19 protein-coding genes are annotated in these 21,507 nt (G+C 70.9%); 1 reads left to right on the plus strand and 18 read right to left on the minus strand.

The window, feature by feature from the left end; translation table 11 throughout:
• Positions 1-27 precede the first annotated feature (27 nt).
• The 6 genes from carB to pyrR all read right to left on the minus strand — a co-directional run bounded on the left by carB (position 28) and on the right by pyrR (position 8,040).
• On the minus strand, positions 28-3,336 hold the full coding sequence (carB, locus tag NGF19_RS08140) for a carbamoyl-phosphate synthase large subunit (protein WP_252423549.1): 3,309 nt from the start codon (positions 3,334-3,336) through the stop codon (positions 28-30).
• Positions 3,329-4,471, minus strand: coding sequence for a glutamine-hydrolyzing carbamoyl-phosphate synthase small subunit (gene carA, locus NGF19_RS08145; protein ID WP_252423550.1), 1,143 nt, complete (start codon positions 4,469-4,471; stop codon positions 3,329-3,331). The genes carB and carA overlap by 8 nt, the downstream gene beginning before the upstream one ends.
• On the minus strand, positions 4,468-5,028 hold the full coding sequence (locus NGF19_RS08150; RefSeq protein WP_252423552.1) for a PH-like domain-containing protein: 561 nt from the start codon (positions 5,026-5,028) through the stop codon (positions 4,468-4,470). The genes carA and NGF19_RS08150 overlap by 4 nt, the downstream gene beginning before the upstream one ends.
• Complete coding sequence (locus NGF19_RS08155; protein ID WP_252423554.1) at positions 5,025-6,311, minus strand: dihydroorotase; 1,287 nt, start codon at positions 6,309-6,311, stop codon at positions 5,025-5,027. The genes NGF19_RS08150 and NGF19_RS08155 overlap by 4 nt, the downstream gene beginning before the upstream one ends.
• A 5-nt stretch (positions 6,312-6,316) precedes the next feature.
• Positions 6,317-7,330, minus strand: coding sequence for an aspartate carbamoyltransferase catalytic subunit (locus NGF19_RS08160; RefSeq protein WP_252423556.1), 1,014 nt, complete (start codon positions 7,328-7,330; stop codon positions 6,317-6,319).
• Between the two features lie 137 nt (positions 7,331-7,467).
• Positions 7,468-8,040, minus strand: coding sequence for a bifunctional pyr operon transcriptional regulator/uracil phosphoribosyltransferase PyrR (gene pyrR / locus NGF19_RS08165; RefSeq protein ID WP_252423558.1), 573 nt, complete (start codon positions 8,038-8,040; stop codon positions 7,468-7,470).
• A 267-nt stretch (positions 8,041-8,307) separates the two neighbouring features.
• Between pyrR and bldD the strand changes: the two genes are divergently transcribed.
• The gene (gene bldD, locus NGF19_RS08170; protein ID WP_071364425.1) at positions 8,308-8,808 is read left to right on the plus strand and encodes a transcriptional regulator BldD; all 501 of its coding nucleotides are present in this window, start codon (positions 8,308-8,310) and stop codon (positions 8,806-8,808) included.
• 177 nt (positions 8,809-8,985) lie between these two features.
• Here the strand turns inward: bldD and nusB are convergent, their stop codons facing one another.
• From nusB to NGF19_RS08230, 12 genes are all read right to left on the minus strand, one after another.
• Positions 8,986-9,420, minus strand: a complete 435-nt coding sequence (nusB, locus tag NGF19_RS08175; RefSeq protein ID WP_252423560.1) for a transcription antitermination factor NusB — start codon at positions 9,418-9,420, stop codon at positions 8,986-8,988.
• Between the two features lie 2 nt (positions 9,421-9,422).
• The gene (gene efp / locus NGF19_RS08180; RefSeq protein ID WP_252423562.1) at positions 9,423-9,989 is read right to left on the minus strand and encodes an elongation factor P; all 567 of its coding nucleotides are present in this window, start codon (positions 9,987-9,989) and stop codon (positions 9,423-9,425) included.
• Between the two features lie 44 nt (positions 9,990-10,033).
• Positions 10,034-11,140 (minus strand): aminopeptidase P family protein, encoded by a 1,107-nt coding sequence (locus NGF19_RS08185; protein ID WP_252423564.1) that lies wholly within the window; start codon positions 11,138-11,140, stop codon positions 10,034-10,036.
• Positions 11,141-11,276: 136 nt separating this feature from the next.
• Positions 11,277-12,134 (minus strand): Pro-rich N-terminal domain-containing protein, encoded by an 858-nt coding sequence (locus NGF19_RS08190; RefSeq protein ID WP_252423566.1) that lies wholly within the window; start codon positions 12,132-12,134, stop codon positions 11,277-11,279.
• Between the two features lie 206 nt (positions 12,135-12,340).
• A complete protein-coding gene (gene aroB, locus NGF19_RS08195; protein WP_252423567.1) occupies positions 12,341-13,432 on the minus strand; it encodes a 3-dehydroquinate synthase in 1,092 nt (363 codons plus the stop codon).
• The gene (locus tag NGF19_RS08200; protein ID WP_252423862.1) at positions 13,429-13,911 is read right to left on the minus strand and encodes a shikimate kinase; all 483 of its coding nucleotides are present in this window, start codon (positions 13,909-13,911) and stop codon (positions 13,429-13,431) included. Before NGF19_RS08200 ends, aroB begins: the two co-directional genes overlap by 4 nt.
• 29 nt (positions 13,912-13,940) lie before the next feature.
• Positions 13,941-15,125, minus strand: coding sequence for a chorismate synthase (gene aroC / locus NGF19_RS08205; RefSeq protein WP_252423569.1), 1,185 nt, complete (start codon positions 15,123-15,125; stop codon positions 13,941-13,943).
• 176 nt (positions 15,126-15,301) lie between these two features.
• Positions 15,302-16,138, minus strand: a complete 837-nt coding sequence (locus tag NGF19_RS08210; RefSeq protein WP_252423570.1) for a shikimate dehydrogenase — start codon at positions 16,136-16,138, stop codon at positions 15,302-15,304.
• Entirely contained in the window at positions 16,135-17,895 is a 1,761-nt protein-coding gene (gene mltG / locus NGF19_RS08215) for an endolytic transglycosylase MltG (protein ID WP_252423572.1), read from the minus strand. Before mltG ends, NGF19_RS08210 begins: the two co-directional genes overlap by 4 nt.
• Before the next feature lie 110 nt (positions 17,896-18,005).
• Positions 18,006-18,470, minus strand: a complete 465-nt coding sequence (gene ruvX / locus NGF19_RS08220) for a Holliday junction resolvase RuvX (RefSeq protein ID WP_252423573.1) — start codon at positions 18,468-18,470, stop codon at positions 18,006-18,008.
• 15 nt (positions 18,471-18,485) lie between these two features.
• On the minus strand, positions 18,486-21,158 hold the full coding sequence (alaS, locus tag NGF19_RS08225) for an alanine--tRNA ligase (protein WP_252423575.1): 2,673 nt from the start codon (positions 21,156-21,158) through the stop codon (positions 18,486-18,488).
• The gene (locus NGF19_RS08230; protein WP_252423576.1) at positions 21,158-21,505 is read right to left on the minus strand and encodes a hypothetical protein; all 348 of its coding nucleotides are present in this window, start codon (positions 21,503-21,505) and stop codon (positions 21,158-21,160) included. The genes alaS and NGF19_RS08230 overlap by 1 nt, the downstream gene beginning before the upstream one ends.
• Positions 21,506-21,507: the final 2 nt, after the last annotated feature.

Consider the following 21,507-nt stretch of genomic DNA (forward strand, 5'->3'; position numbering starts at 1 on the left):
CGTTTCCGATGTCCCCCTGGTCGGCTGCTAGTCGCGGGCCGCGGTCAGGTGTTCCGCGTGTTCCTGGAGCGAGCAGACGCTCACGTCGCCGTGGGTGAGGGCGTCGATGCCCTGCACCGCCGCGGCGAGCGCCTGGACCGTCGTCAGACACGGCACGGACCGTGCCACGGCCGCCGTACGGATCTCGTAGCCGTCGAGGCGGCCTCCGGTGCCGTACGGGGTGTTGACGATGAGGTCGACCTCGCCGTCGTGGATGAGCTGGACGATGGTCTTCTCACCGTCGGGACCGGTGCCCTCGGACTGCTTGCGCACGACCGTCGCGTGGATGCCGTTGCGCCGGAGCACCTCGGCCGTGCCGGAGGTGGCGAGCAGCTCGAAGCCGTGGGCGACAAGTTCCCTCGCGGGGAAGATCATCGAGCGCTTGTCGCGGTTCGCGACCGAGATGAAGGCGCGGCCCTTGGTCGGCAGCGGACCGTAGGCGCCCGCCTGCGACTTGGCGTACGCCGTGCCGAAGACGGTGTCGATGCCCATGACCTCGCCGGTGGAGCGCATCTCCGGGCCCAGCACCGTGTCGACGCCGCGGCCGTGGATGTCGCGGAAGCGCGACCAGGGCATGACGGCTTCCTTGACGGAGATCGGCGCGTCCAGCGGCAGGGTGCCCCCGTCGCCGTGCTTCGGCAGCAGGCCCTCCGCGCGCAGTTCGGCGACGGTGGCGCCCAGCGAGATCCGGGCGGCGGCCTTCGCGAGCGGCACCGCGGTCGCCTTCGAGGTGAAGGGGACCGTACGGGACGCGCGCGGGTTGGCTTCCAGGACGTAGAGGATGTCGCCGGCCATCGCGAACTGGATGTTGATCAGGCCGCGGACGCCGACGCCGCGGGCGATGGCCTCCGTGGAGGCGCGCAGCCGCTTGATGTCGAAGCCGCCCAGCGTGATCGGGGGCAGCGCGCACGCCGAGTCGCCGGAGTGGATGCCGGCCTCCTCGATGTGCTCCATGACGCCGCCGAGGTACAGCTCCTCGCCGTCGTACAGGGCGTCGACGTCGATCTCGATCGCGTCGTCGAGGAAGCGGTCGACCAGCACCGGCCGGGAGGGGCTGATCTCGGTCGACTCGGCGATGTAGGAGGCGAGGCGGGCCTCCTCGTACACGATCTCCATGCCGCGCCCGCCGAGCACGTAGGAGGGCCGGACGAGGACCGGGTAGCCGATCTCGTCCGCGATGGCCTTGGCCTCCTCGAACGTGGTGGCGGTGCCGTGCTTGGGGGCGGGCAGGCCCGCCTCCGCCAGCACGCGGCCGAACGCGCCGCGGTCCTCGGCGGCGTGGATGGCCTCGGGCGGGGTGCCGACGATCGGCACGCCGTTGTCCTTCAGCGCCTGCGCGAGGCCGAGCGGCGTCTGGCCGCCGAGCTGCACCACGACGCCCGCGACCGGTCCGGCCTGCTGCTCGGCGTGGACGATCTCCAGCACATCCTCGAGCGTCAGCGGCTCGAAGTACAGGCGGTCGGAGGTGTCGTAGTCCGTGGAGACCGTCTCGGGGTTGCAGTTGACCATCACGGTCTCGTACCCGGCGGCGGACAGCGCGAAGGAGGCGTGGACGCAGGAGTAGTCGAACTCGATGCCCTGGCCGATGCGGTTCGGGCCGGAGCCCAGGATGATGACCGCGGGCTTCTCGCGGGCCGCGACCTCGCTTTCCTCGTCGTAGGAGGAGTAGAAGTACGGCGTCCTGGCCGCGAACTCGGCGGCGCAGGTGTCGACCGTCTTGTAGACCGGGCGTACGCCCAGCGCGTGCCGCACCTCGCGCACGATGTCCTCGCGCAGCCCGCGGATCTCGCCGATCTGGTGGTCGGAGAAGCCGTGGCGCTTGGCCTCGGCCAGCAGCTCGGGGGTCAGCTCGGGCGCCTCGGCCAGCTCGTCGGCGATCTCCTTGATCAGGAAGAGCTGGTCGACGAACCACGGGTCGATCTTGGTGGCCTCGAAGACCTCGTCCGGCGTGGCGCCCGCGCGGATGGCCTCCATGACCGTGTTGATCCGGCCGTCGGTGGGGCGCACGGCGGCGCGCAGCAGCTCCGCCTTGTCCCCGGTCTCGCCGACGAAGGTGAACTGGCTGCCCTTCTTCTCCAGCGAGCGCAGCGCCTTCTGGAACGCCTCGGTGAAGTTACGGCCGATCGCCATGGCCTCACCGACCGACTTCATGGTCGTGGTCAGCGTGCTGTCGGCGCTCGGGAACTTCTCGAAGGCGAACCGCGGGGCCTTGACGACGACGTAGTCCAGGGTCGGCTCGAAGGAGGCCGGGGTCTCCTGGGTGATGTCGTTCGGGATCTCGTCGAGCGTGTAGCCGACGGCGAGCTTGGCCGCGATCTTGGCGATCGGGAAGCCGGTCGCCTTGGAGGCGAGGGCGGACGAACGCGACACGCGCGGGTTCATCTCGATGACGATCACGCGACCGTCCTCGGGGTTCACCGCGAACTGGATGTTGCAGCCGCCGGTGTCGACGCCGACCTCGCGGATGACGGCGATGCCGATGTCGCGCAGGATCTGGTACTCGCGGTCGGTCAGGGTCATCGCCGGGGCGACGGTGATCGAGTCACCGGTGTGCACGCCCATCGGGTCGAAGTTCTCGATGGAGCAGACGACCACGACGTTGTCGTGCTTGTCGCGCATCAGCTCCAGCTCGTACTCCTTCCAGCCGAGGATGGACTCCTCCAGGAGCACCTCGGTGGTGGGCGAGAGGGTGAGGCCCTGTCCGGCGATGCGGCGCAGCTCCTCCTCGTCGTGCGCGAAGCCGGAGCCGGCGCCGCCCATGGTGAAGGAGGGGCGGACGACGACGGGGTAGCCGCCGAGCTGCTCGACGCCCGCGAGCACCTCGTCCATGGTGTGGCAGATCACCGAGCGGGCGGACTCGCCGTGCCCGATCCTGGCCCGGACCGCCTCGACGACCTCCTTGAACAGGTCGCGGTCCTCGCCCTTGTGGATCGCCTCGACGTTGGCGCCGATCAGTTCGACGCCGTACTTCGCGAGGACGCCGTTCTCGTGCAGCGAGATCGCGGTGTTGAGCGCTGTCTGGCCGCCCAGGGTGGGCAGCAGCGCGTCGGGCCGCTCCTTGGCGATGATCTTCTCGACGAACTCGGGGGTGATCGGCTCGACGTAGGTGGCGTCGGCGATCTCCGGGTCGGTCATGATCGTCGCCGGGTTGGAGTTCACCAGGACGACGCGAAGGCCCTCGGACCTCAGGACGCGGCACGCCTGGGTGCCGGAGTAGTCGAACTCCGCGGCCTGACCGATGACGATCGGGCCGGAGCCGATGACCAGGACGGACTGGATATCGGTGCGCTTAGGCACGCTGGCCCTCCATCAGGGATACGAAGCGGTCGAACAGGTAGGCGGCGTCGTGGGGGCCCGCTGCCGCTTCGGGGTGGTACTGGACGCTGAAGGCCGGGCGGTCGAGCAGGTGGAGGCCCTCCACCACGTTGTCGTTGAGGCAGACGTGGGAGACCTCGGCGCGGCCGTAGGGGGTGTCGGACACCTGGTCGAGAGGGGCGTCGACGGCGAAGCCGTGGTTGTGCGCGGTGACCTCGACCTTGCCGGTCGTACGGTCCTGCACCGGCTGGTTGATGCCGCGGTGGCCGTACTTCAGCTTGTAGGTGCCGAAGCCGAGCGCGCGGCCGAGGATCTGGTTGCCGAAGCAGATGCCGAACAGGGGCGTGCGGCGCTCTAGGACGGCCCGCATCACGGCGACGGGGTGGTCGGCGGTGGCCGGGTCGCCGGGGCCGTTGGAGAAGAACACCCCGTCCGGGTTGACGGCGTAGACGTCCTCGGCGGTCGCGGTCGCGGGCAGGACGTGCACCTCGATGCCGCGCTCGGCCATGCGGTGCGGGGTCATGCCCTTGATGCCGAGGTCGACGGCGGCGACGGTGAACTTCTTCTCGCCGATCGCCGCGACGACGTACGGCTCCTGGGTGGCGACCTCGGCGGAGAGGTCGGCGCCCGTCATCTCGGGGGCCTGGCGCACCTCGGCGAGCATGGTGCCCTCGTCGGGCAGCGCGTTGCCGGAGAAGATGCCGACGCGCATGGCGCCGCGCTCGCGCAGATGGCGGGTGAGCGCCCGGGTGTCGATGCCGCTGATGCCGACGACGCCCTGGTGGCGCAGCTCGTCCTCCAGCGACCGCCGGGCGCGCCAGTTGGAGGGCACGCGCGCGGGGTCGCGCACCACGTAACCGGCGACCCAGATCCGCTGCGACTCGGGGTCCTCGTCGTTGACGCCGGTGTTGCCGACGTGCGGGGCGGTCATCACCACGACCTGGCGGTGGTACGACGGGTCGGTGAGGGTCTCCTGGTAGCCGGTCATGCCGGTGGAGAACACGGCTTCGCCGAAGGTCACCCCCACGGCCCCGTAGGCACGGCCGCGGAAGATCCGGCCGTCCTCCAGGACGAGTACGGCGGGAACCTTGGAAGTTCCCCGGGTGGAGGTCGTCATCGTGCGCCTTCCGTCTTGTTGATCATCTGGTTCAGGGTGTCGACCCATGCGGGGTGCTCGGCCGCGTGGTCGGAGCGGAAGCCGGAGTCGATCAGCTTGCCGCCGTGCTCCCAGGTCACGATCAGCAGGCCGCCCTCGGTGAGGACCTTGCCCGCGATGCCCTTGTCGAGCCGGGCCTCGCGCAGTCGCTCGGCGGGGACGAAGAAGTCGCTCGCGCCGGGGCGTACGACGTCCAGGCCCGCGTCCGTCAGCGTCAGCTCGACCCGGCTGCGGGTGCCGAGGCCATGGGCCACGATGCGGTCCAGCCACTGCCCGGCCGTGGTGGAGCCGTGGTAGCGGCCCCTCATGGTCAGTCTGGCCTCGCCGGGGCTGTCGGGCGCGCCGGGCAGTTCCGGCAGGTCGCTCTGGAGCGTGCCGCGCCACTTCCAGCCTTCGCGCATCAGCCAGTAGACGAGGGCGACGAACAGGGCGAGGCCGACGAGCCAGCCGATACGGGCGGGCCAGTTGGTCACGTCCGCCGAGGTCTTCTCGGCGGCCAGCAGGTAGAGAGATGTCACGCGAGCTTCCCGTCGACGAGGGTGGCCTTGCCCCGGAGCCAGGTGTGCGTGACACGGCCCGGCAGCTCACGGCCCTCGTAGGGGGTGTTGCGGCTGCGCGAGGCGAAGCCCGCGGGGTCCACCTGCCCACGGTATGCCGTGTCGACGAGGGTGAGGTTCGCGGGCTCGCCTGCCGAGACGGGGCGGCCGTGGCCCGCGGCCCTGCCGATCCGCGCGGGGGTGAAGGACATCCGGTCGGCGACGCCCGCCCAGTCGAGCAGCCCGGTGTCGACCATCGTCTGCTGGACCACGGACAGCGCGGTCTCCAGGCCGACCATGCCCATGGCCGCGGCGGCCCACTCGCAGTCCTTGTCCTCGTGCGGGTGCGGGGCGTGGTCGGTGGCGACGATGTCGATCGTGCCGTCGGCGAGGGCCTCGCGCAGCGCCGTCACATCGCGCTCGGTGCGCAGCGGCGGGTTGACCTTGTAGACCGGGTTGTAGGTGCGCACCAGTTCGTCGGTGAGCAGGAGGTGGTGCGGGGTGACCTCGGCGGTGACGTCGATGCCGCGGGACTTGGCCCAGCGCACGATCTCGACCGAGCCGGCGGTGGAGAGATGGCAGATGTGGACGCGGGAGCCGACGTGCTCGGCGAGCAGGACGTCGCGGGCGATGATCGACTCCTCGGCGACCGCCGGCCAGCCCCCGAGGCCCAGCTCGGCGGAGACGACGCCCTCGTTCATCTGGGCGCCCTCGGTCAGCCGCGGCTCCTGGGCGTGCTGGGCGACGACGCCGCCGAAGGCCTTCACGTACTCCAGCGCCCGGCGCATGATCACCGCGTCGTGCACGCACTTGCCGTCGTCGGAGAAGACCGTGACGCCCGCCGCGGACTCGTGCATGGCGCCCAGCTCGGCGAGGTTACGGCCTTCCAGGCCCACGGTGACGGCGCCGATGGGCTGCACGTCGCAGTAGCCGTGCTCGCGGCCCAGGCGCCAGACCTGCTCGACGACTCCGGCGGTGTCGGCGACCGGGAAGGTGTTGGCCATGGCGAACACGGCCGTGAAGCCGCCGGACGCCGCCGCGCGCGTGCCGGTGAGGACCGTCTCGGAGTCCTCGCGGCCGGGCTCGCGCAGATGGGTGTGCAGGTCGACCAGGCCCGGCAGGAGCACCTTGCCGTCGGCCTCGACGATCTCGGCGCCCTCGGCCGCGAGGCCGTTGCCGACGGCCTCGATGGTCTCTCCGTCGATCAGGACGTCCTGCGGCGCGCCGCCGAGCACCTTCGCACCACGGATCAGGGTCTTGCTCATGGGGGTCACTTCTCCTCGGTACGGGGGTGGGCGGCGGCGGGCGCGGTGGTGGCGTCGGGGGCGGTCTTCGGGTCGAACACGGCGCCGCCGAGCAGCAGGTAGAGGACCGCCATCCGGATGGAGACGCCGTTGGCGACCTGCTCGACGGCGGTGCAGCGCGGCGAGTCGGCGACCTCGGCGGTGATCTCCATGCCGCGGACCATCGGGCCGGGGTGCATCACGATCGCGTGCTCGGGCATCTTCGCCATGCGGTCGCCGTCCAGGCCGTACCGGCGCGCGTACTCGCGCTCGGTGGGGAAGAACGCCGCGTTCATGCGCTCACGCTGGACACGCAGCATCATCACCGCGTCCGACTTGGGCAGCGCGGAGTCGAGGTCGTAGGCGATCTCGCAGGGCCAGGAGTGCGCGCCGACCGGCAGCAGGGTGGGCGGGGCGACGAGGGTGACCTCGGCGCCGAGGGTGTGCAGCAGGTCCACGTTGGAGCGGGCGACCCGGCTGTGCAGCACGTCGCCGACGAGCGTGATGCGCTTGCCGGCCAGGTCGCGGCCGAGCCCGGTGTCCCGGCCGACCAGGCGGCGGCGCATGGTGAAGGCGTCGAGCAGGGCCTGGGTGGGGTGCTGGTGGGTGCCGTCGCCCGCGTTGACGACGGCGGCGTCGATCCAGCCGGAGGTGGCGAGGCGGTAGGGGGCCCCGGAGGCGCCGTGCCGGATGACGACGGCGTCGACGCCCATGGCCTCCAGCGTCTGGGCGGTGTCCTTGAGGGACTCGCCCTTGGACACGCTCGACCCCTTCGCGGAGAAGTTGATCACGTCCGCGGACAGCCGCTTCTCGGCGGCCTCGAAGGAGATCCGGGTGCGGGTGGAATCCTCGAAGAAGAGGTTGACGACGGTGCGACCGCGCAGGGTCGGCAGCTTCTTGATCGGCCGGTCGGCGACCCGGGCCATCTCCTCGGCGGTGTCGAGGATCAGGACGGCGTCGTCGCGGGTGAGGTCGGCGGCCGAGATGAGATGACGCTGCATCTTTCAGGCTCCGTAAGGCAGTTCATGGGGAGGCGGGGGTCTTGAGGTCCCGCGGAAGGCAGGCGGAGGACAGGGCTGGGCAGACGGGCGCGCCTGGGCGCACGCACGGGGCGTGGGTCGACGGCCTGCGCCGGGTGCTACCGCTGTGCGCCCTGGGGGGTCTGCTTCACTCCGAGCAGGACGGTGTCGCGACCGTCCTCCTCGGCGAGGTGGACCTTGACCGTCTCCCGCAGCGACGTGGGGAGGTTCTTGCCGACGTAGTCGGCGCGGATCGGAAGTTCACGGTGGCCGCGGTCGACGAGGACCGCGAGCTGGACCGCGCGCGGACGCCCGATGTCGTTCAGGGCGTCGAGGGCGGCGCGGATGGTGCGGCCCGAGAAGAGCACGTCGTCGACGAGGACGACGAGACGGCCGTCGATGCCGTCACCGGGGATCTCCGTGCGGGCCAGCGCACGCGGCGGCTGCAGGCGCAGGTCGTCGCGGTACATGGTGATGTCGAGGGAGCCGACCGGCACGGCGCGGCCGGTCACCTGCTCCAGCTTGACGGCGAGCCGTCGGGCGAGGAATACGCCTCGGGTCGGGATGCCGAGGAGCACCACGTCGTCGGCGCCTTTGGCGCGCTCGACGATCTCATGGGCGATACGGGTCAACACCCGTGCGATGTCGGGGCCTTCGAGAACGGCCCGCGCATCGGAATGCTGCGTGTCCATACGAAACGGACCTCCTTCTCCGCCTCACGGGACGGACCTTAAAGGACGTCGGATTTGCGCCATCTACGCTACCAGCTCGCCGAGAGCGAGCCGACTCACCCCCCTGGCTCCCCACGTCACCCCCCTGGCGTCATGGCACACCGCCTTCCGCGGAAGAGTCGGTCCGGACCATTCGGCTTGACGGGGGAGAGTAACGCTGCGTAACCTCACAGTGAGTTACCAGCCGCGCGGCCGAGCCGCACGTCGACACCGTGTCCGGGGAGCTATATGTCCAGCGAATACGCCAAGCAGCTCGGGGCCAAGCTCCGGGCCATCCGCACCCAGCAGGGCCTTTCCCTCCACGGTGTGGAGGAGAAGTCCCAGGGACGCTGGAAGGCGGTCGTGGTCGGCTCGTACGAGCGTGGGGACCGCGCCGTCACCGTGCAGCGCCTCGCCGAGCTGGCGGACTTCTACGGGGTTCCGGTCCAGGAACTGCTGCCCGGTACGACGCCGGGCGGTGCCGCCGAGCCGCCGCCGAAGCTCGTCCTCGACCTGGAGCGACTGGCCACCGTGCCGGCCGAGAAGGCGGGCCCGCTCCAGCGCTACGCGGCGACGATCCAGTCGCAGCGCGGTGACTACAACGGCAAGGTGCTGTCGATCCGCCAGGACGACCTGCGCACGCTCGCGGTCATCTACGACCAGTCGCCCTCCGTCCTGACCGAGCAGCTCATCAGCTGGGGAGTCCTGGACGCGGACGCGCGCCGCGCGGTCTCCCACGAGGAGAGCTGACCCTCAGCCCAGGCCTCAGCCCAGCAGAAACGTGCCGTCGGGGTGGCCGGAATCGTATGGTTCCGGCCACCCCGACGGCGTTCTCGCGCACCCGGCCACGCCTGGCCCACTCCCCCACCCACGAGAACGCCGTGGGGCCCCAGCACGGATGCTGGGGCCCCACGGCGTCGACGCGTCTCAGCTCTCGTCGCGGCGCAGCGACGGCTTCAGGTCCTTCAGGCGGCCGAGCAGGCCGTTGATGAACGCGGGCGACTCGTCCGTGGAGAACTCCTTGGCGAGCTGCACCATCTCGTCGAGCACCACGGCGTCCGGGGTCTCGTCGACCCAGATCAGCTCATAGGCGCCTAGGCGCAGGATGTTGCGGTCGACGACCGGCATCCGGTCGAGCGTCCAGCCGACGGCGTACTGAGCGATCAGCTCGTCGATGCGCCGCGCGTGCTCCGCGTAGCCCTCGACCAACTGCATCGTGTACTCGCTCACCGGCGGCTGCCGGGTGTCGGACCGCGAGTGCCGGACCCAGTCCGCGAGGACCGTGAGGACGTCGGCCCCGCGCTGGTCACCCTCGAAGAGGATCTGGAAGGCGCGCTTACGGGCCGTGTTACGGGCAGCCACGGTTAGCTGTTCACCCGGCCGAGGTAGTCGCTCGTGCGGGTGTCGACCTTGATCTTCTCACCGGTGGTGATGAAGAGCGGGACCTGGATCTGGTGGCCGGTCTCCAGCTTGGCGGGCTTGGTGCCACCGGTGGAGCGGTCGCCCTGGACGCCCGGCTCGGTCTCGGCGACCACCAGCTCGACGGCGGCCGGGAGCTCGACGAAGAGCACCTCGCCCTCGTGCTGCGCGACGGTGGCCTCGAAGCCCTCGATCAGGAAGTTGGCGGCGTTGCCCACGGCCTTGCGGTCCACGTGGAGCTGGTCGTAGGTCTCCATGTCCATGAAGACGAAGTAGTCGCCGTCCATGTACGAGAACTGCATGTCGCGCTTGTCGACAGTGGCCGTCTCGACCTTGACGCCGGCGTTGAAGGTCTTGTCGACGACCTTGCCGGAGAGCACGTTCTTGAGCTTGGTGCGCACGAAAGCCGGGCCCTTGCCGGGCTTGACGTGCTGGAACTCGACGACGGACCAGAGCTGGCCGCCTTCGAGCTTGAGCACCATGCCGTTCTTGAGGTCGTTCGTGGAAGCCACGGTTGCGGAATCTCCTGGACAGACGTACGACCCCGGGGCACGCGCTACAGCGCGAGCAGCTCCTTGGTCGTGATGGTGAGTAGCTCGGGTCCGCCGTCCGCCTCGGGGCGTACGACGAGCGTGTCATCGATCCGGACACCACCCCGGCCGGGGAGGTGGACCCCCGGTTCGACAGTGACCGGCACGCAAGCGTCCAGTTTACCCATGGCGGAGGGGGCCAGCCGAGGGTCCTCGTCGATTTCGAGTCCCACTCCGTGCCCGGTCGTCGGCGCAAGCCCCTCACTGTACCCCGCGGAGTCCAGCACCTGACGGGCGGCCCGGTCCACCTCGCGGCAGGCGGCGCCGGGCACCAGGGCCTGCCGTCCGGCGCGCTGGGCCGCGAAGACGAGGTCGTACAGCTCGACCTGCCAGTCGGCGGGCGAGGTGCCGATGACGAAGGTACGGCCGATCTCGCAGCGGTAGCCGCGGTAGGCGGCGCCCAGGCAGACGGAGAGGAAGTCGCCCTCCTCCACCCGCCGGTCCGTGGGGCGGTGGCCGCGACGGCCCGCGTTCGGGCCGGTGGCGACCGAGGTGGTGAAGGCGGGCCCGTCGGCGCCGTGGTCGACGAGGCGGCGCTCCAGTTCGAGGGCGAGATGGCGCTCGGTGCGGCCCACGAGGATGGATTCGAGCAGCTCGCTCAGGGCCTGGTCCGCGATCTCCGCGCCGATCCTCAGCAGGGAGATCTCCTCCTCGTCCTTGATCAGGCGCAACTGCTCGACCGCGGTGCCGAGGTCGCCGAGTCGCAGTCGGGGCGCGACCGAGCCCAGGGCGCGGTGCCGGGCGACCGTGAGGTGGTGTTCCTCCACCGCGAGCGACTCGGCGCCCTGCGCGGCGGCGAGTCCGGCTGCCGCGACGGCGCAGTCGCCGCCGGGCGCGGGCAGCGTCTGCACACGCAGCGCCTGGTCGGGCCGCGCGTCGGCGGACTGTTCGTCCAGTGGGTCGGCGCACACCAGTACGTCCTCGTCCATGCCCAGCAGCAGCACGGCGCCGTGGGGCACGGCGCCCGCGAGATAGCGGACATTGGCGGGGCGGGAGACCAGCGCCGTCGCACTGCCGCCCGCGCTGGAGCGTTCCCTCAGCCGCTCGCGGCGGGCCGCGTACACCTCTGACATGACCCGAGCCTACGAGGCGTGGCCGAATATCGCCGTTCCAGCGGGGCCGGACGGGCGGCGGGTCGCCCTGGCGCCGGGAGCGTGCGCCGCCCCGGCTCCGGGCGTGTGCGGTGGGTCCCCGGGGCGTCCCCGGGGCTCACCACTGCGGCGGGCTCGCGATCGCGCGGGTCAGGATCTCGTCGAGGACCTGGGCCGTCCCCGCCACATCGAGCTGGGAGTTGTCGATGATCGGCAGCCCGGCGCCGTACCATCCGGCCATCCGGCCGTGGATACGGGCGACCTCCTCGTCGGACAGTCGGCGGTTGCCCGTGCGCTGCGCGTTGCGCTCCAGCACGATCTCCAGTCCGGGCAGGAGGACGACCGGGAGCAGTCCTGGGCCCACATGCCTCTTCCAGCCACCGAGGCCGACGACCGGGCGGTCCGGGAAGACGGCGTCGTCGAGGATGCACGAGATGCCGTTGGCCAGGAAGTTACGGGCCGCGAAGCCGCAGGTGCGGCGGGCGAGGCGGTACTGCGCCTCCGAGTTGTCGTTCCACCCCGACTGGGGGTCGGCGAAGCCGGAGCGCACCCATTCGCGGACGTCGTCGAGGCTGATGTGGGCGGTCGGGACCCGGCGGTGGTCGGCCCAGTACTTGGCGACGCTGGTCTTGCCCGCGCCCGCGGGGCCGATGAGCAGCACCGCCAGCGTGATCGACGTGGGGTCGGGCGCGCCCGCGGCCGACGGCGCGCTCGGCATCCCGACCAGGTTGCCCGCCGGGAGCCGCATATGGCCCGTGATGTCCGACGTGGGTGGAGCGGGGGCGTGCTGCTGCGGGGCCTGGGGCTGCGGCGCTCCGGGCGGCACCGGGGGTCCCGCGAAGCCCGGCGCCTTCAGGGGCAGGGTCGGGGTGGGGTCCGCGTGTCCCGGGTGTGGTGCGGCCGATGACCAGGCGACAGCCGGGCCGTGCCCCGGCTGATGGGGCGGCGGCAGCGGGGCTCCCACTGCATGCTGCATCCGGTGCCACTCCGTCTCGTGCAGGCGACTGACGCTGGCGGCGAGGTGGGGCACCTCGCGCCGTACCGAACGGTACCGTCCCCGGCCGTTGTTGTGTGAACGGCCGGGGACGGCGCGAAGTGCCCCTTCGCACAGGCGATTTCGGTCAACCCATGGCAAGAAGGATGAGTCGACCACGGCGTGGCGGGGCCGGGATCCGGGGAGGGTTACTCGGCCACCTCGCCGTAGGCGGCGAGCAGGATCGCCGGGTCGGGGCCCTCGAACACAGTGGGCTTGGCCAGGCCGTCCAGCACGATGAAGCGGAGCAGGTCGCCGCGGGACTTCTTGTCGACCTTCATGGTCTGCAGCAGCTTGGGCCACTGGTCGTAGCGGTACTGCAGGGGCAGCCCGACCGACTCCAGGACCGAGCGGTGCCGGTCGGCGGTCGCGTCGTCCAACCGCCCGGCCAGGCGCGCGAGTTCGGCCGCGAAGTGCATACCGACGGCGACGGCCGCGCCATGGCGCCACTTGTAGCGCTCGTTCTTCTCGATCGCATGGGCCAGCGTATGGCCGTAGTTGAGGATCTCGCGCAGGCCCGACTCCTTCAGGTCGCTGGAGACGACCTCGGCCTTGACCCTGATGGAGCGCTCGATCAGCTCGGCGGTGTGCGGACCGGCCGGGGTGCGGGCGGCCTGCGGGTCCTCCTCGATCAGATCGAGGATCACCGGGTCGGCGATGAAGCCGGCCTTGATGACCTCCGCGAGTCCGGAGACGTAGTCGTTGACCGGGAGGGAGTCGAGGGCGGCGAGGTCGCACAGGACGCCCGCGGGCGGATGGAAGGCGCCCACCAGGTTCTTGCCCTCGGCGGTGTTGATGCCGGTCTTGCCGCCGACCGCCGCGTCCACCATGGCCAGGACGGTGGTGGGGATCGCGATCCAGCGGACTCCGCGCAGCCAGGTCGCGGCCACGAACCCTGCCAGGTCGGTGGTCGCACCGCCGCCCACGCCCACGATGACATCGGTGCGGGTGAAGCCGGACTGGCCGAGCGCCTTCCAGCAGTAGGCGGCGACCTCGGCGGTCTTGGCCTCCTCCGCGTTCGGTACCTGGATGGCGATCGCCTCGAAGCCCTGCTCGGCGAGGTCGGCGCGCAGCGCCTCCCCCGTCTCGGCCAGCGCCTCGGGGTGCACGATCGCGACCCGCTTGGCCTTCTGACCGATCAACCCGCCCAGTTCACCCAGGAGTTGACGGCCGACCAGGACCTCGTAGGGATCGGTGCCCTCCGTGCCGCCGACCCGGATCCGCGTCACAGCCTCGCTCATGCTTCGTTCAACTCCAGTGCGTCCAGGACGGCTTGGGCAACCTCTTCGGCGGTACGGCCATCGGTGGACACGACCGTGCGGGCGACCTCGGTGTACAGATGACGGCGGGCCTCCATCAACTCGCGCCACTGGCGGCGCGGGTTGACCGCGAGCAGCGGGCGGGCCACGTTCAGCCCGGTGCGCCGGACGGCCTCCTCGACGTCCATCGAGAGATACGCCACCCGGTGCGCGGCCAGCAGGGCGCGGGTGTCGGCGTCGAGGATCGCGCCCCCGCCCAGGGCGAGCACGCCCGGGTGCTCGTCGAGAGCCCTGCGGACCGCGTCCTTCTCCAGGGCGCGGAAGGCCGGCTCGCCGTCGTCCACGAAGATGTCGGCGATGGTACGGCCCTGTTCGGCCGTGATGTCGTCGTCCGTGTCGCGGTAGCCGACGCCGAGCCGCTCGGCGATCAGCCGCCCGACGGTGGACTTGCCGACGCCCATCGGTCCGATCAGGACGACCAGGGGCGCGCTCACCGGATCGCCAGGTTCTCGAGGTACGAGCGGACGTTGCGACGGGTCTCGGTGACGCTGTCGCCGCCGAACTTCTCCGCCACCGCGTCGGCGAGGACCAGGGCCACCATGGCCTCCGCGACGATCCCGGCGGCCGGGACCGCGCACACGTCCGAGCGCTGGTGGTGCGCCTGCGCGGGCTCGCCCGTGACGACGTCCACGGTCTTCAGCGCGCGGGGCACGGTCGCGATCGGCTTCATCGCGGCCCGCACGCGCAGCAGTTCACCGGTGGACAGACCGCCCTCGGTGCCGCCGGAGCGGCCCGTGGCGCGCTTGATGCCCTCGGGCGTGGTGACGATCTCGTCATGCGCCTTCGAACCCGGCACCCGCGCCAGGTCGAAGCCGTCGCCGACCTCGACGCCCTTGATCGCCTGGATGCCCATGAGCGCCGCCGCGAGCCGGGCGTCCAGCCGCCGGTCCCAGTGCACATGCGAGCCGAGGCCCACCGGCACGCCGTAGGCGAGGACCTCGACCACGCCGCCGAGGGTGTCACCGTCCTTGTGCGCCTGGTCGATCTCCGCGACCATCGCCTTCGACGCGTCCGCGTCCAGGCAGCGCACGGGGTCGGCGTCGAGCTTCGCCACGTCCGCGGGCGTCGGCAGGACCCCGTAGGGCGCCTTCGCCGCGGCCAGTTCGACCACGTGCGAGACGACCTCGATGCCCGCCGTCTCCTTCAGGTACGACCGCGCCACCGCGCCGAGCGCGACACGGGCCGCGGTCTCCCGGGCCGAGGCGCGCTCCAGGATCGGCCGGGCCTCGTCGAACCCGTACTTCTGCATGCCCGCGAGGTCGGCGTGGCCGGGGCGCGGCCGGGTCAGCGGGGCGCTGCGGGCCAGCCCGTCCAGGACCTCCGGGTCCACCGGGTCGGCCGCCATCACCTGTTCCCACTTGGGCCACTCGGTGTTGCCGACCATGATCGCCACCGGGGAGCCGAGGGTGCGGCCGTGCCGGACTCCGCCGAGGAAGGTGACCTGGTCACGCTCGAACTTCATCCGGGCACCGCGCCCATGGCCCAGCCGCCGCCTCGCCAGGTGGTCCGCCACCATCTCCGTGGTGATCGGTACGCCGGCGGGAAGGCCCTCCAGCGTCGCGACAAGTGCGGGACCGTGGGACTCCCCCGCGGTCAGCCAGCGCAACCTGCTCAACGGTGCTCCTCAGTGCTCGCGCCCTGGTCCTCTCATCTGTACGCGCGTCTCGCGTACAGCGACGGCGACCGGGTGCGCGGCCCCGGCCCGCCACCTCCGATCCTCCCACGTCCGTGGGGGGTGGCGGGCCCAAGTCCACAAGGCGGACGTCAGCGGGGTGCGCGGCGGGCCGGCGGCTACCGGGCGGCGAGGGCGTGCTCTCCCGCCCTGCGCATGGCGTCCAGCGGGGCCGGGGAACGGCCCGTCATCCGCTCGACCTGGAGCACCGCCTGGTGCACCAGCAGGTCGAGGCCCCCGACGACGGCGCCCCCGTACGCGGACCAGCGCGCCGCGAGGGCGGTGGGCCAGGGGTCGTAGAGCACGTCGAACAGGGTCGCGGGGCGCTCCGGGACGGCGGCGGCCAGCGCGTCCGTGGTCCCGGCCGGGGTGGTGGCGACGACCAGCGGGGCGCGCAGTGCCTGGTCGGCGTCCGCCCAGTCGGCCGTGCGGACGTCGACGCCGAGCCGCTCGCCCCACTGCCGCATCTCGGCGGCCCGCGCCGCGCTGCGGACGTAGGCGACGACCTCGCCGGTGCAGATCCGGGCCAGTGCGGCGAGCGCGGAGGAGGCGGTGGCGCCGGCGCCGAGGATCGCGGCGGACTCCACCTGCTCGACACCCCGCTCACGCAGGGCGGCCACCATCCCGGGGATGTCGGTGTTGTCACCGATCCGCCGCCCGTCCTCGGTGAACAGGACGGTGTTGACCGCTTCGACCGAGGCCGCCGCGTCACTGATCGAGTCGAGCAGCGGGATGACGGCCCGCTTGAGCGGCATGGTCAGCGACAACCCGGCCCATTCCGGGCCGAGTCGGGCGAAGAACCCGGGCAGGTGCTCCTCGTCGACGTCGAACCGGTCGTAGGACCAGTCGCTCAGCCCCAACTCCGCGTAGGCGGCGCGGTGCAGCACGGGAGAGAGGGAATGCGCGATGGGCGAACCGAGCACGGCGGCCCGGCGCGTGCCGGAGGGGCCGTTCATTGTCCCTGCTTCTGGTCTTCGAGGTACTTCTCGCGGTTGCGGTTCTGCTCCGCGTTGGTCTCGGCGAACACGGTCTTGCCGTTGATCGCGACGAAGTAGTACCAGTTGCCCTTGGCCGGGTGGAGGGCGGCCTTGATCGCGACCTCCCCGGGGTTGTCGATGGGTCCGGGCGGCAGGCCCTTGACCCGGTAGGTGTTGTACGGATCGTCTATCTTCCGCAGGTCGTCGACGGAACCGGTGCCGAGTTTCGACTCTCCGCGCAGGTAGTTGACCGTCGAGTCGAAGTCGAGCAGGCCGTTGGTCTCGGTGTTGTCCGGCTTGAGCCGGTTGTAGACCACCGTCGCTACCTTCTCGAAGTCCCGCTTGGACCGGCCCTCGGCCTGGACGAGACTCGCGACCGTGAGCACCTGCAGCGGGTTCTGCAGGTCGAGGCTGTCGGCCTTCTCCTTGATGCCGTACTCGGTGTACTTCTCGTTGGCCATGCCGACCATCTGCTTGAGGACGTCCTCGGGCTTCATGCCCTTGGAGACCGGATAGCTGGACGGATAGAGGAAGCCCTCCAGCGGGTCCTTGATGTCCTTGTCCGTGTTGGCCCAGTCGGGCAGGCCGAGGCTCTTCCACTTGCTCTCGGCGATTCCCTTGGTGGTGCCCGCCTTCAGCTTCAGCCGCTCGTCGATCGCCTCGTAGATCTTGGCGTTGCGCCAGCCCTCGGCGATGATCAGGTTGTTCTTGCTCTGCGGGCTGAGCATCAACTCGACGGCGCTGGCCGCGGACATGTGCTTGTGCAACGTGTACGTGCCCGCCTGGATGGCGTTGCCGCGCGGGTTCGCCTGCTGCGCCGCCACGAACGCGTCGACGCTCTTGACGACACCGGCCTTCTTCAGCGCCTGCCCGATGGTGGAACCGACGGCGCCCCGTGGGATCGTGACCGTGACCAGCTCGCTCGTGCCCTGGCCCTCGTAGTCGGGCGCCGAGCCGAAGTGGCTTTGGTAGTACTGGTAACCGACATAGCCGATCCCGCCGATACCGCCGCCGAGGATCAGGACGACGATCAGGCAGGCGGACCCGCTGCGCCCCTTCTTCTCCTTCTTCTCCTTGCCGCCGCGCCCTCGCCGAGCGGCGCGGCCCCGGCGGCCGTCCGGCTCGTCGTCGTGGCCGTCGTCCTCGTCGTCGCCCGCGAAGAAGGCGTGTTCGCCCCGGTCGGGGCCGGGATCCCAGTCGGTCTCCGGCTCCGGCTCGGCGCGTCGGCGCTGCGGCTCGGACGGCTGCGGCTCGGACGGCGGGTACGCCTCGGGCGACTGGTAGTAGTCGGACTGCCCGCCGCCGTGGGCACCGGCCTGGGGGCCGCCCTGAGTGCCGTACGGGTCGGCCGGGTCGCCGGGGTAGGGGACATCGCCCTGACCTCCGCCGACCCAGCCGCCGTTGCCCTGGCCCTGGCCCTGCTGCATCTGGGGCGGGTACTGCTGCCCCGGCTGCTGGTAGGGCTGCCCGCCCTGCTGCTGGTAGGGGTCCTGCCCCTGTCCGGGATAGGGGCCCGGGTACTGCTGCGGGTACTGCTGCTGCCCCTGGTCGTAGCCGCCTGACTGGCCGCCTCCCCAGTCACCGTAGTGCTGCTGCTGTTGCTGCGGCTGCTGCGGGTGGCCGCCGTACGGGGACTGAGCCCCGTGGGCCTGCTGTCCTCCCCATCCACCGTCCCCGTACAACGGGTCCTCGGGATGCCACGGTTCGGAGCCGGGGCCCCGGCCATACTCAGTCATCGATCCCCTAGAGCCGCGAGGCGCCGCCGGCTCGGCCCGCGTTCCGCCTCTTTGCTGTGCGGCGGCTGTTCGAATGCCATCGCATCGCGCGGAACGTTACCGTATCGCGATCAGATGACCACTTCGACGCCCTCGCCCGGGGACTTCCCTGACACCCTTTCGGATTCCAGGGCCTGTTGGAGGATGATGACGGCCGCGGCCTGGTCGATCACCGCCCGGCCCTTCTTGGACCGGACGCCGGAGGCACGCAGTCCTTGGCTCGCCGTCACCGTGGTCATCCGCTCGTCCACGAGCCTGACCGGAATCGGCGCGATCATGCGGGCCAGTTCCTGGGCGAAGCCGCGGACCTTGACCGCGGCCGGGCCCTCGCCCCCCTTGAGGGAGCGGGGCAGACCGACGACGACCTCGATCGGCTCGTACTCCTCGACGAGCTGCCTCAAGCGCCGCTGGGCTGCCGGGATGTCACGCCCCGGGACCGTCTCCACCGGAGTGGCGAGGATCCCGTCGGGGTCGCACGAGGCGACCCCGATCCGGGCGTCACCGACATCGATCGCGAGTCGGCGTCCTCTTCTCATACGTGTGACCGCTTCCTAGTCGGCGGTCTCGGCGACCAGGCGCTCGACGGCCTCGACCGCCTCGCCGACGGCGGCCGGGTTCTGGCCACCGCCCTGGGCGACGTCCGGCTTGCCGCCCCCGCCGCCACCGAGGGTCTTGGCGGCGGTCCGCACCAGTTCACCGGCCTTCAGACCGCGCTCGCGGGCGGCCTCGTTGGTCGCGATGACCGTGAGCGGCTTGCCGTTGTTGACGGTGAACAGGGCGACCACGGCGGCCCGGCCGCCCTGGATACGGCCGCGTACGTCCAGCACCAGCTTGCGCAGGTCGTCGGGCGTCGTGCCGTCCGGCACCTGCCCGGTGACCAGGGCGATCCCGCGGACGTCCTTGGCGGACTCGGCGAGACCGGCGGCGGCCTGGAGCACCTTCTCGGCGCGGAACTTCTCGATCTCCTTCTCGGCGTCCTTCAGCTTGCCGAGCATCCCGGCGACCTTCTCCGGCAGTTCCTCCGAGCGGCCCTTCAGCAGCTCGGTGAGCTGGTTGACGACCGTGTGCTCGCGGGCGAGGAAGCTGTAGGCGTCCACGCCGACCAGGGCCTCGATACGGCGCACACCGGAGCCGATCGAGGACTCGCCGAGCAGCTTCACCAGGCCGAGCGAGGCGGTGTTGTGCACATGCGTGCCGCCGCACAGCTCCTTGGAGAAGTCGCCGATGGTCACGACACGGACGCGCTCGCCGTACTTCTCGCCGAACTCGGCGATGGCGCCCTGCTTCTTGGCCTCGTCGATGCCCATGACCTCGGCGTGCACGTCGAGGTCGCGGGCGAGCACCTCGTTGATCTTCTGCTCGACGTCGGTCATCACGGCCGTCGGGACGGCGGACGGCGAGCCGAAGTCGAAGCGGAAGCGGCCGGGCTGGTTCTCCGAACCGGCCTGGGCGGCCGTCGGGCCGAGGGCGTCGCGCAGGGCCTGGTGGGTGAGGTGGGTGGCCGAGTGGGCGCGGGCGATGGCCTTGCGGCGGCGGGCGTCGATCGAGGCGTGGGCCTTGGCGCCGAGGGTGACCTCGCCGACCTGGACGACGCCCTTGTGGACGTAGACACCCGGGACGGGCTTCTGGCAGTCGCGGACCTCGATGACGGCACCGGAGTCGACCTTGATGCGGCCGGTGTCACCGATCTGACCGCCGCCCTCGGCGTAGAACGGGGTGCGGTCCAGGACGATCTCGACGTCGTCGCCCTCGGAGGCGGCCGGGGAGGAGACGCCGTCGACGAGGATGCCCACGATCGTGGACTCGCCCTCGGTGTCGGAGTAGCCGATGAAGTCGGTCGCCCCGGCGGCGTCGGCGATCTCGCGGTAGGCGCCGAGGTCGGCGTGGCCCGTCTTCTTGGCCTGGGCGTCGGCCTTGGCGCGCTCCCGCTGCTCCTTCATCAGGCGGCGGAAGCCCTCCTCGTCCACGGACAGGCCCTGTTCGGCGGCCATCTCCAGGGTGAGGTCGATCGGGAAGCCCCAGGTGTCGTGGAGCAGGAACGCCTTGTCGCCGGGCAGGACCGTGGAGCCCGTGGCCTTGGTCTCGGTCACGGCGGTGTCGAGGATGTTGGTGCCGGCCTTCAGCGTCTTGAGGAAGGCGTTCTCCTCGGCGAGGGCGACCTTCTCGATGCGCTCGCGGTCGGTGACCAGCTCGGGGTACTGCTGGCCCATCATGCCGATCACGACGTCGACCAGGTCCTTGACGACCGGACCGGTGGCGCCGAGCAGACGCATGTTGCGGATGGCGCGGCGCATGATGCGGCGCAGGACATAGCCGCGGCCCTCGTTGCCCGGGGTGACGCCGTCGCCGATGAGCATGGTGGCGGTGCGCATGTGGTCGGTGACCACGCGCAGGGACACGTCCGAGGCGTGCGCGTCGCCGTAGGCCACGCCGGTCAGCTCGGTGGCCTTCTTGATCACGGCCATGGAGGTGTCGATCTCGAACATGTTCTGCACGCCCTGCAGAATCATGGCGAGCCGCTCCAGGCCGAGACCCGTGTCGATGTTCTTGCTCGGCAGGTCGCCGAGGATCTCGAAGTCCTCCTTGCCGATGCCCTTGCCCCGCTCGTACTGCATGAAGACGAGGTTCCAGATCTCCACGTACCGCTCGTCGTTGACGGCGGGGCCGCCCTCGACGCCGAACTCGGGGCCGCGGTCGTAGTTGATCTCTGAGCAGGGTCCGCACGGGCCGGGCACGCCCATGGACCAGAAGTTGTCCTTCTTGCCCAGGCGCTGGATGCGCTCGGCCGGGATGCCCACGACGTCGCGCCAGATCTGCTCGGCCTCGTCGTCGTCCTGGTAGACGGTGACCCACAGGCGCTCGGGGTCGAGACCGTAACCGCCCTTGTCCTGGGGCGTGGTGAGCAGCTCCCAGGCGTACTTGATGGCGCCTTCCTTGAAGTAGTCACCGAAGGAGAAGTTGCCGCACATCTGGAAGAACGTGCCGTGCCGCGTGGTCTTGCCGACCTCTTCGATGTCGGGCGTGCGCACGCACTTCTGCACGCTGGTGGCGCGCGGGGCCGGCGGCTTGACCTCACCCAGGAAGTAGGGCTTGAAGGGCACCATGCCGGCCGGGACGAGGAGCAGAGTCGGGTCGTCCGCGATGAGCGACGCCGAAGGGACGACGGTGTGACCGCGCTCCTCGAAGAAGCTCAACCAGCGGCGGCGGATTTCAGCCGACTCCATCAGTGGTCCTCATTCCGGTTGTACGAGTACGTCGACCTCTCGACGTACTTCGGGTTGTTGTGGTTCTCGATGGCGGTGAACCGCCGGGGGGCGGGAAGTTCGTCGACCGGCGCGGTCAGGCCGAGCGCGTCGTCGAGTTCGGCCTCGCGCTGGGCCATGCCCGCCCGGATGTCGAGCGCGAAGTCCGTGGCACGGTCCTTGAGCCGGTGGCCCGCCTCGATCGCCTTGTTCGCCGCCTGCGCGGCGAGGCTCTCGGGGGTGAGCTGCCTCAGCTTGCGATTGACCTTGGTGGTGGCCCACACACCGGCGGCGACGCCTGTGGTGAACCAGAACGAACGGCGGAACATCG

Source organism: Streptomyces macrolidinus (assembly GCF_023887685.1).
GTDB classification, from domain to species: domain Bacteria; phylum Actinomycetota; class Actinomycetes; order Streptomycetales; family Streptomycetaceae; genus Streptomyces; species Streptomyces macrolidinus.

Coding starts and splice junctions, on each gene's coding strand:
- alaS (WP_252423575.1), bottom strand. CDS start 21,158: ATGGAGTCGGCTGAAATCCGCCGCCGCTGGTTGAGCTTCTTCGAGGAG.
- bldD (WP_071364425.1), top strand. CDS start 8,308: ATGTCCAGCGAATACGCCAAGCAGCTCGGGGCCAAGCTCCGGGCCATC.
- aroB (WP_252423567.1), bottom strand. CDS start 13,432: ATGAGCGAGGCTGTGACGCGGATCCGGGTCGGCGGCACGGAGGGCACC.
- NGF19_RS08210 (WP_252423570.1), bottom strand. CDS start 16,138: ATGAACGGCCCCTCCGGCACGCGCCGGGCCGCCGTGCTCGGTTCGCCC.
- NGF19_RS08230 (WP_252423576.1), bottom strand. CDS start 21,505: ATGTTCCGCCGTTCGTTCTGGTTCACCACAGGCGTCGCCGCCGGTGTG.
- NGF19_RS08200 (WP_252423862.1), bottom strand. CDS start 13,911: ATGGGCGTCGGCAAGTCCACCGTCGGGCGGCTGATCGCCGAGCGGCTC.
- carA (WP_252423550.1), bottom strand. CDS start 4,471: ATGACGACCTCCACCCGGGGAACTTCCAAGGTTCCCGCCGTACTCGTC.
- NGF19_RS08185 (WP_252423564.1), bottom strand. CDS start 11,140: ATGTCAGAGGTGTACGCGGCCCGCCGCGAGCGGCTGAGGGAACGCTCC.
- ruvX (WP_252423573.1), bottom strand. CDS start 18,470: ATGAGAAGAGGACGCCGACTCGCGATCGATGTCGGTGACGCCCGGATC.
- NGF19_RS08190 (WP_252423566.1), bottom strand. CDS start 12,134: ATGCAGCATGCAGTGGGAGCCCCGCTGCCGCCGCCCCATCAGCCGGGG.
- NGF19_RS08155 (WP_252423554.1), bottom strand. CDS start 6,311: ATGAGCAAGACCCTGATCCGTGGTGCGAAGGTGCTCGGCGGCGCGCCG.
- pyrR (WP_252423558.1), bottom strand. CDS start 8,040: ATGGACACGCAGCATTCCGATGCGCGGGCCGTTCTCGAAGGCCCCGAC.
- mltG (WP_252423572.1), bottom strand. CDS start 17,895: ATGACTGAGTATGGCCGGGGCCCCGGCTCCGAACCGTGGCATCCCGAG.
- NGF19_RS08160 (WP_252423556.1), bottom strand. CDS start 7,330: ATGCAGCGTCATCTCATCTCGGCCGCCGACCTCACCCGCGACGACGCC.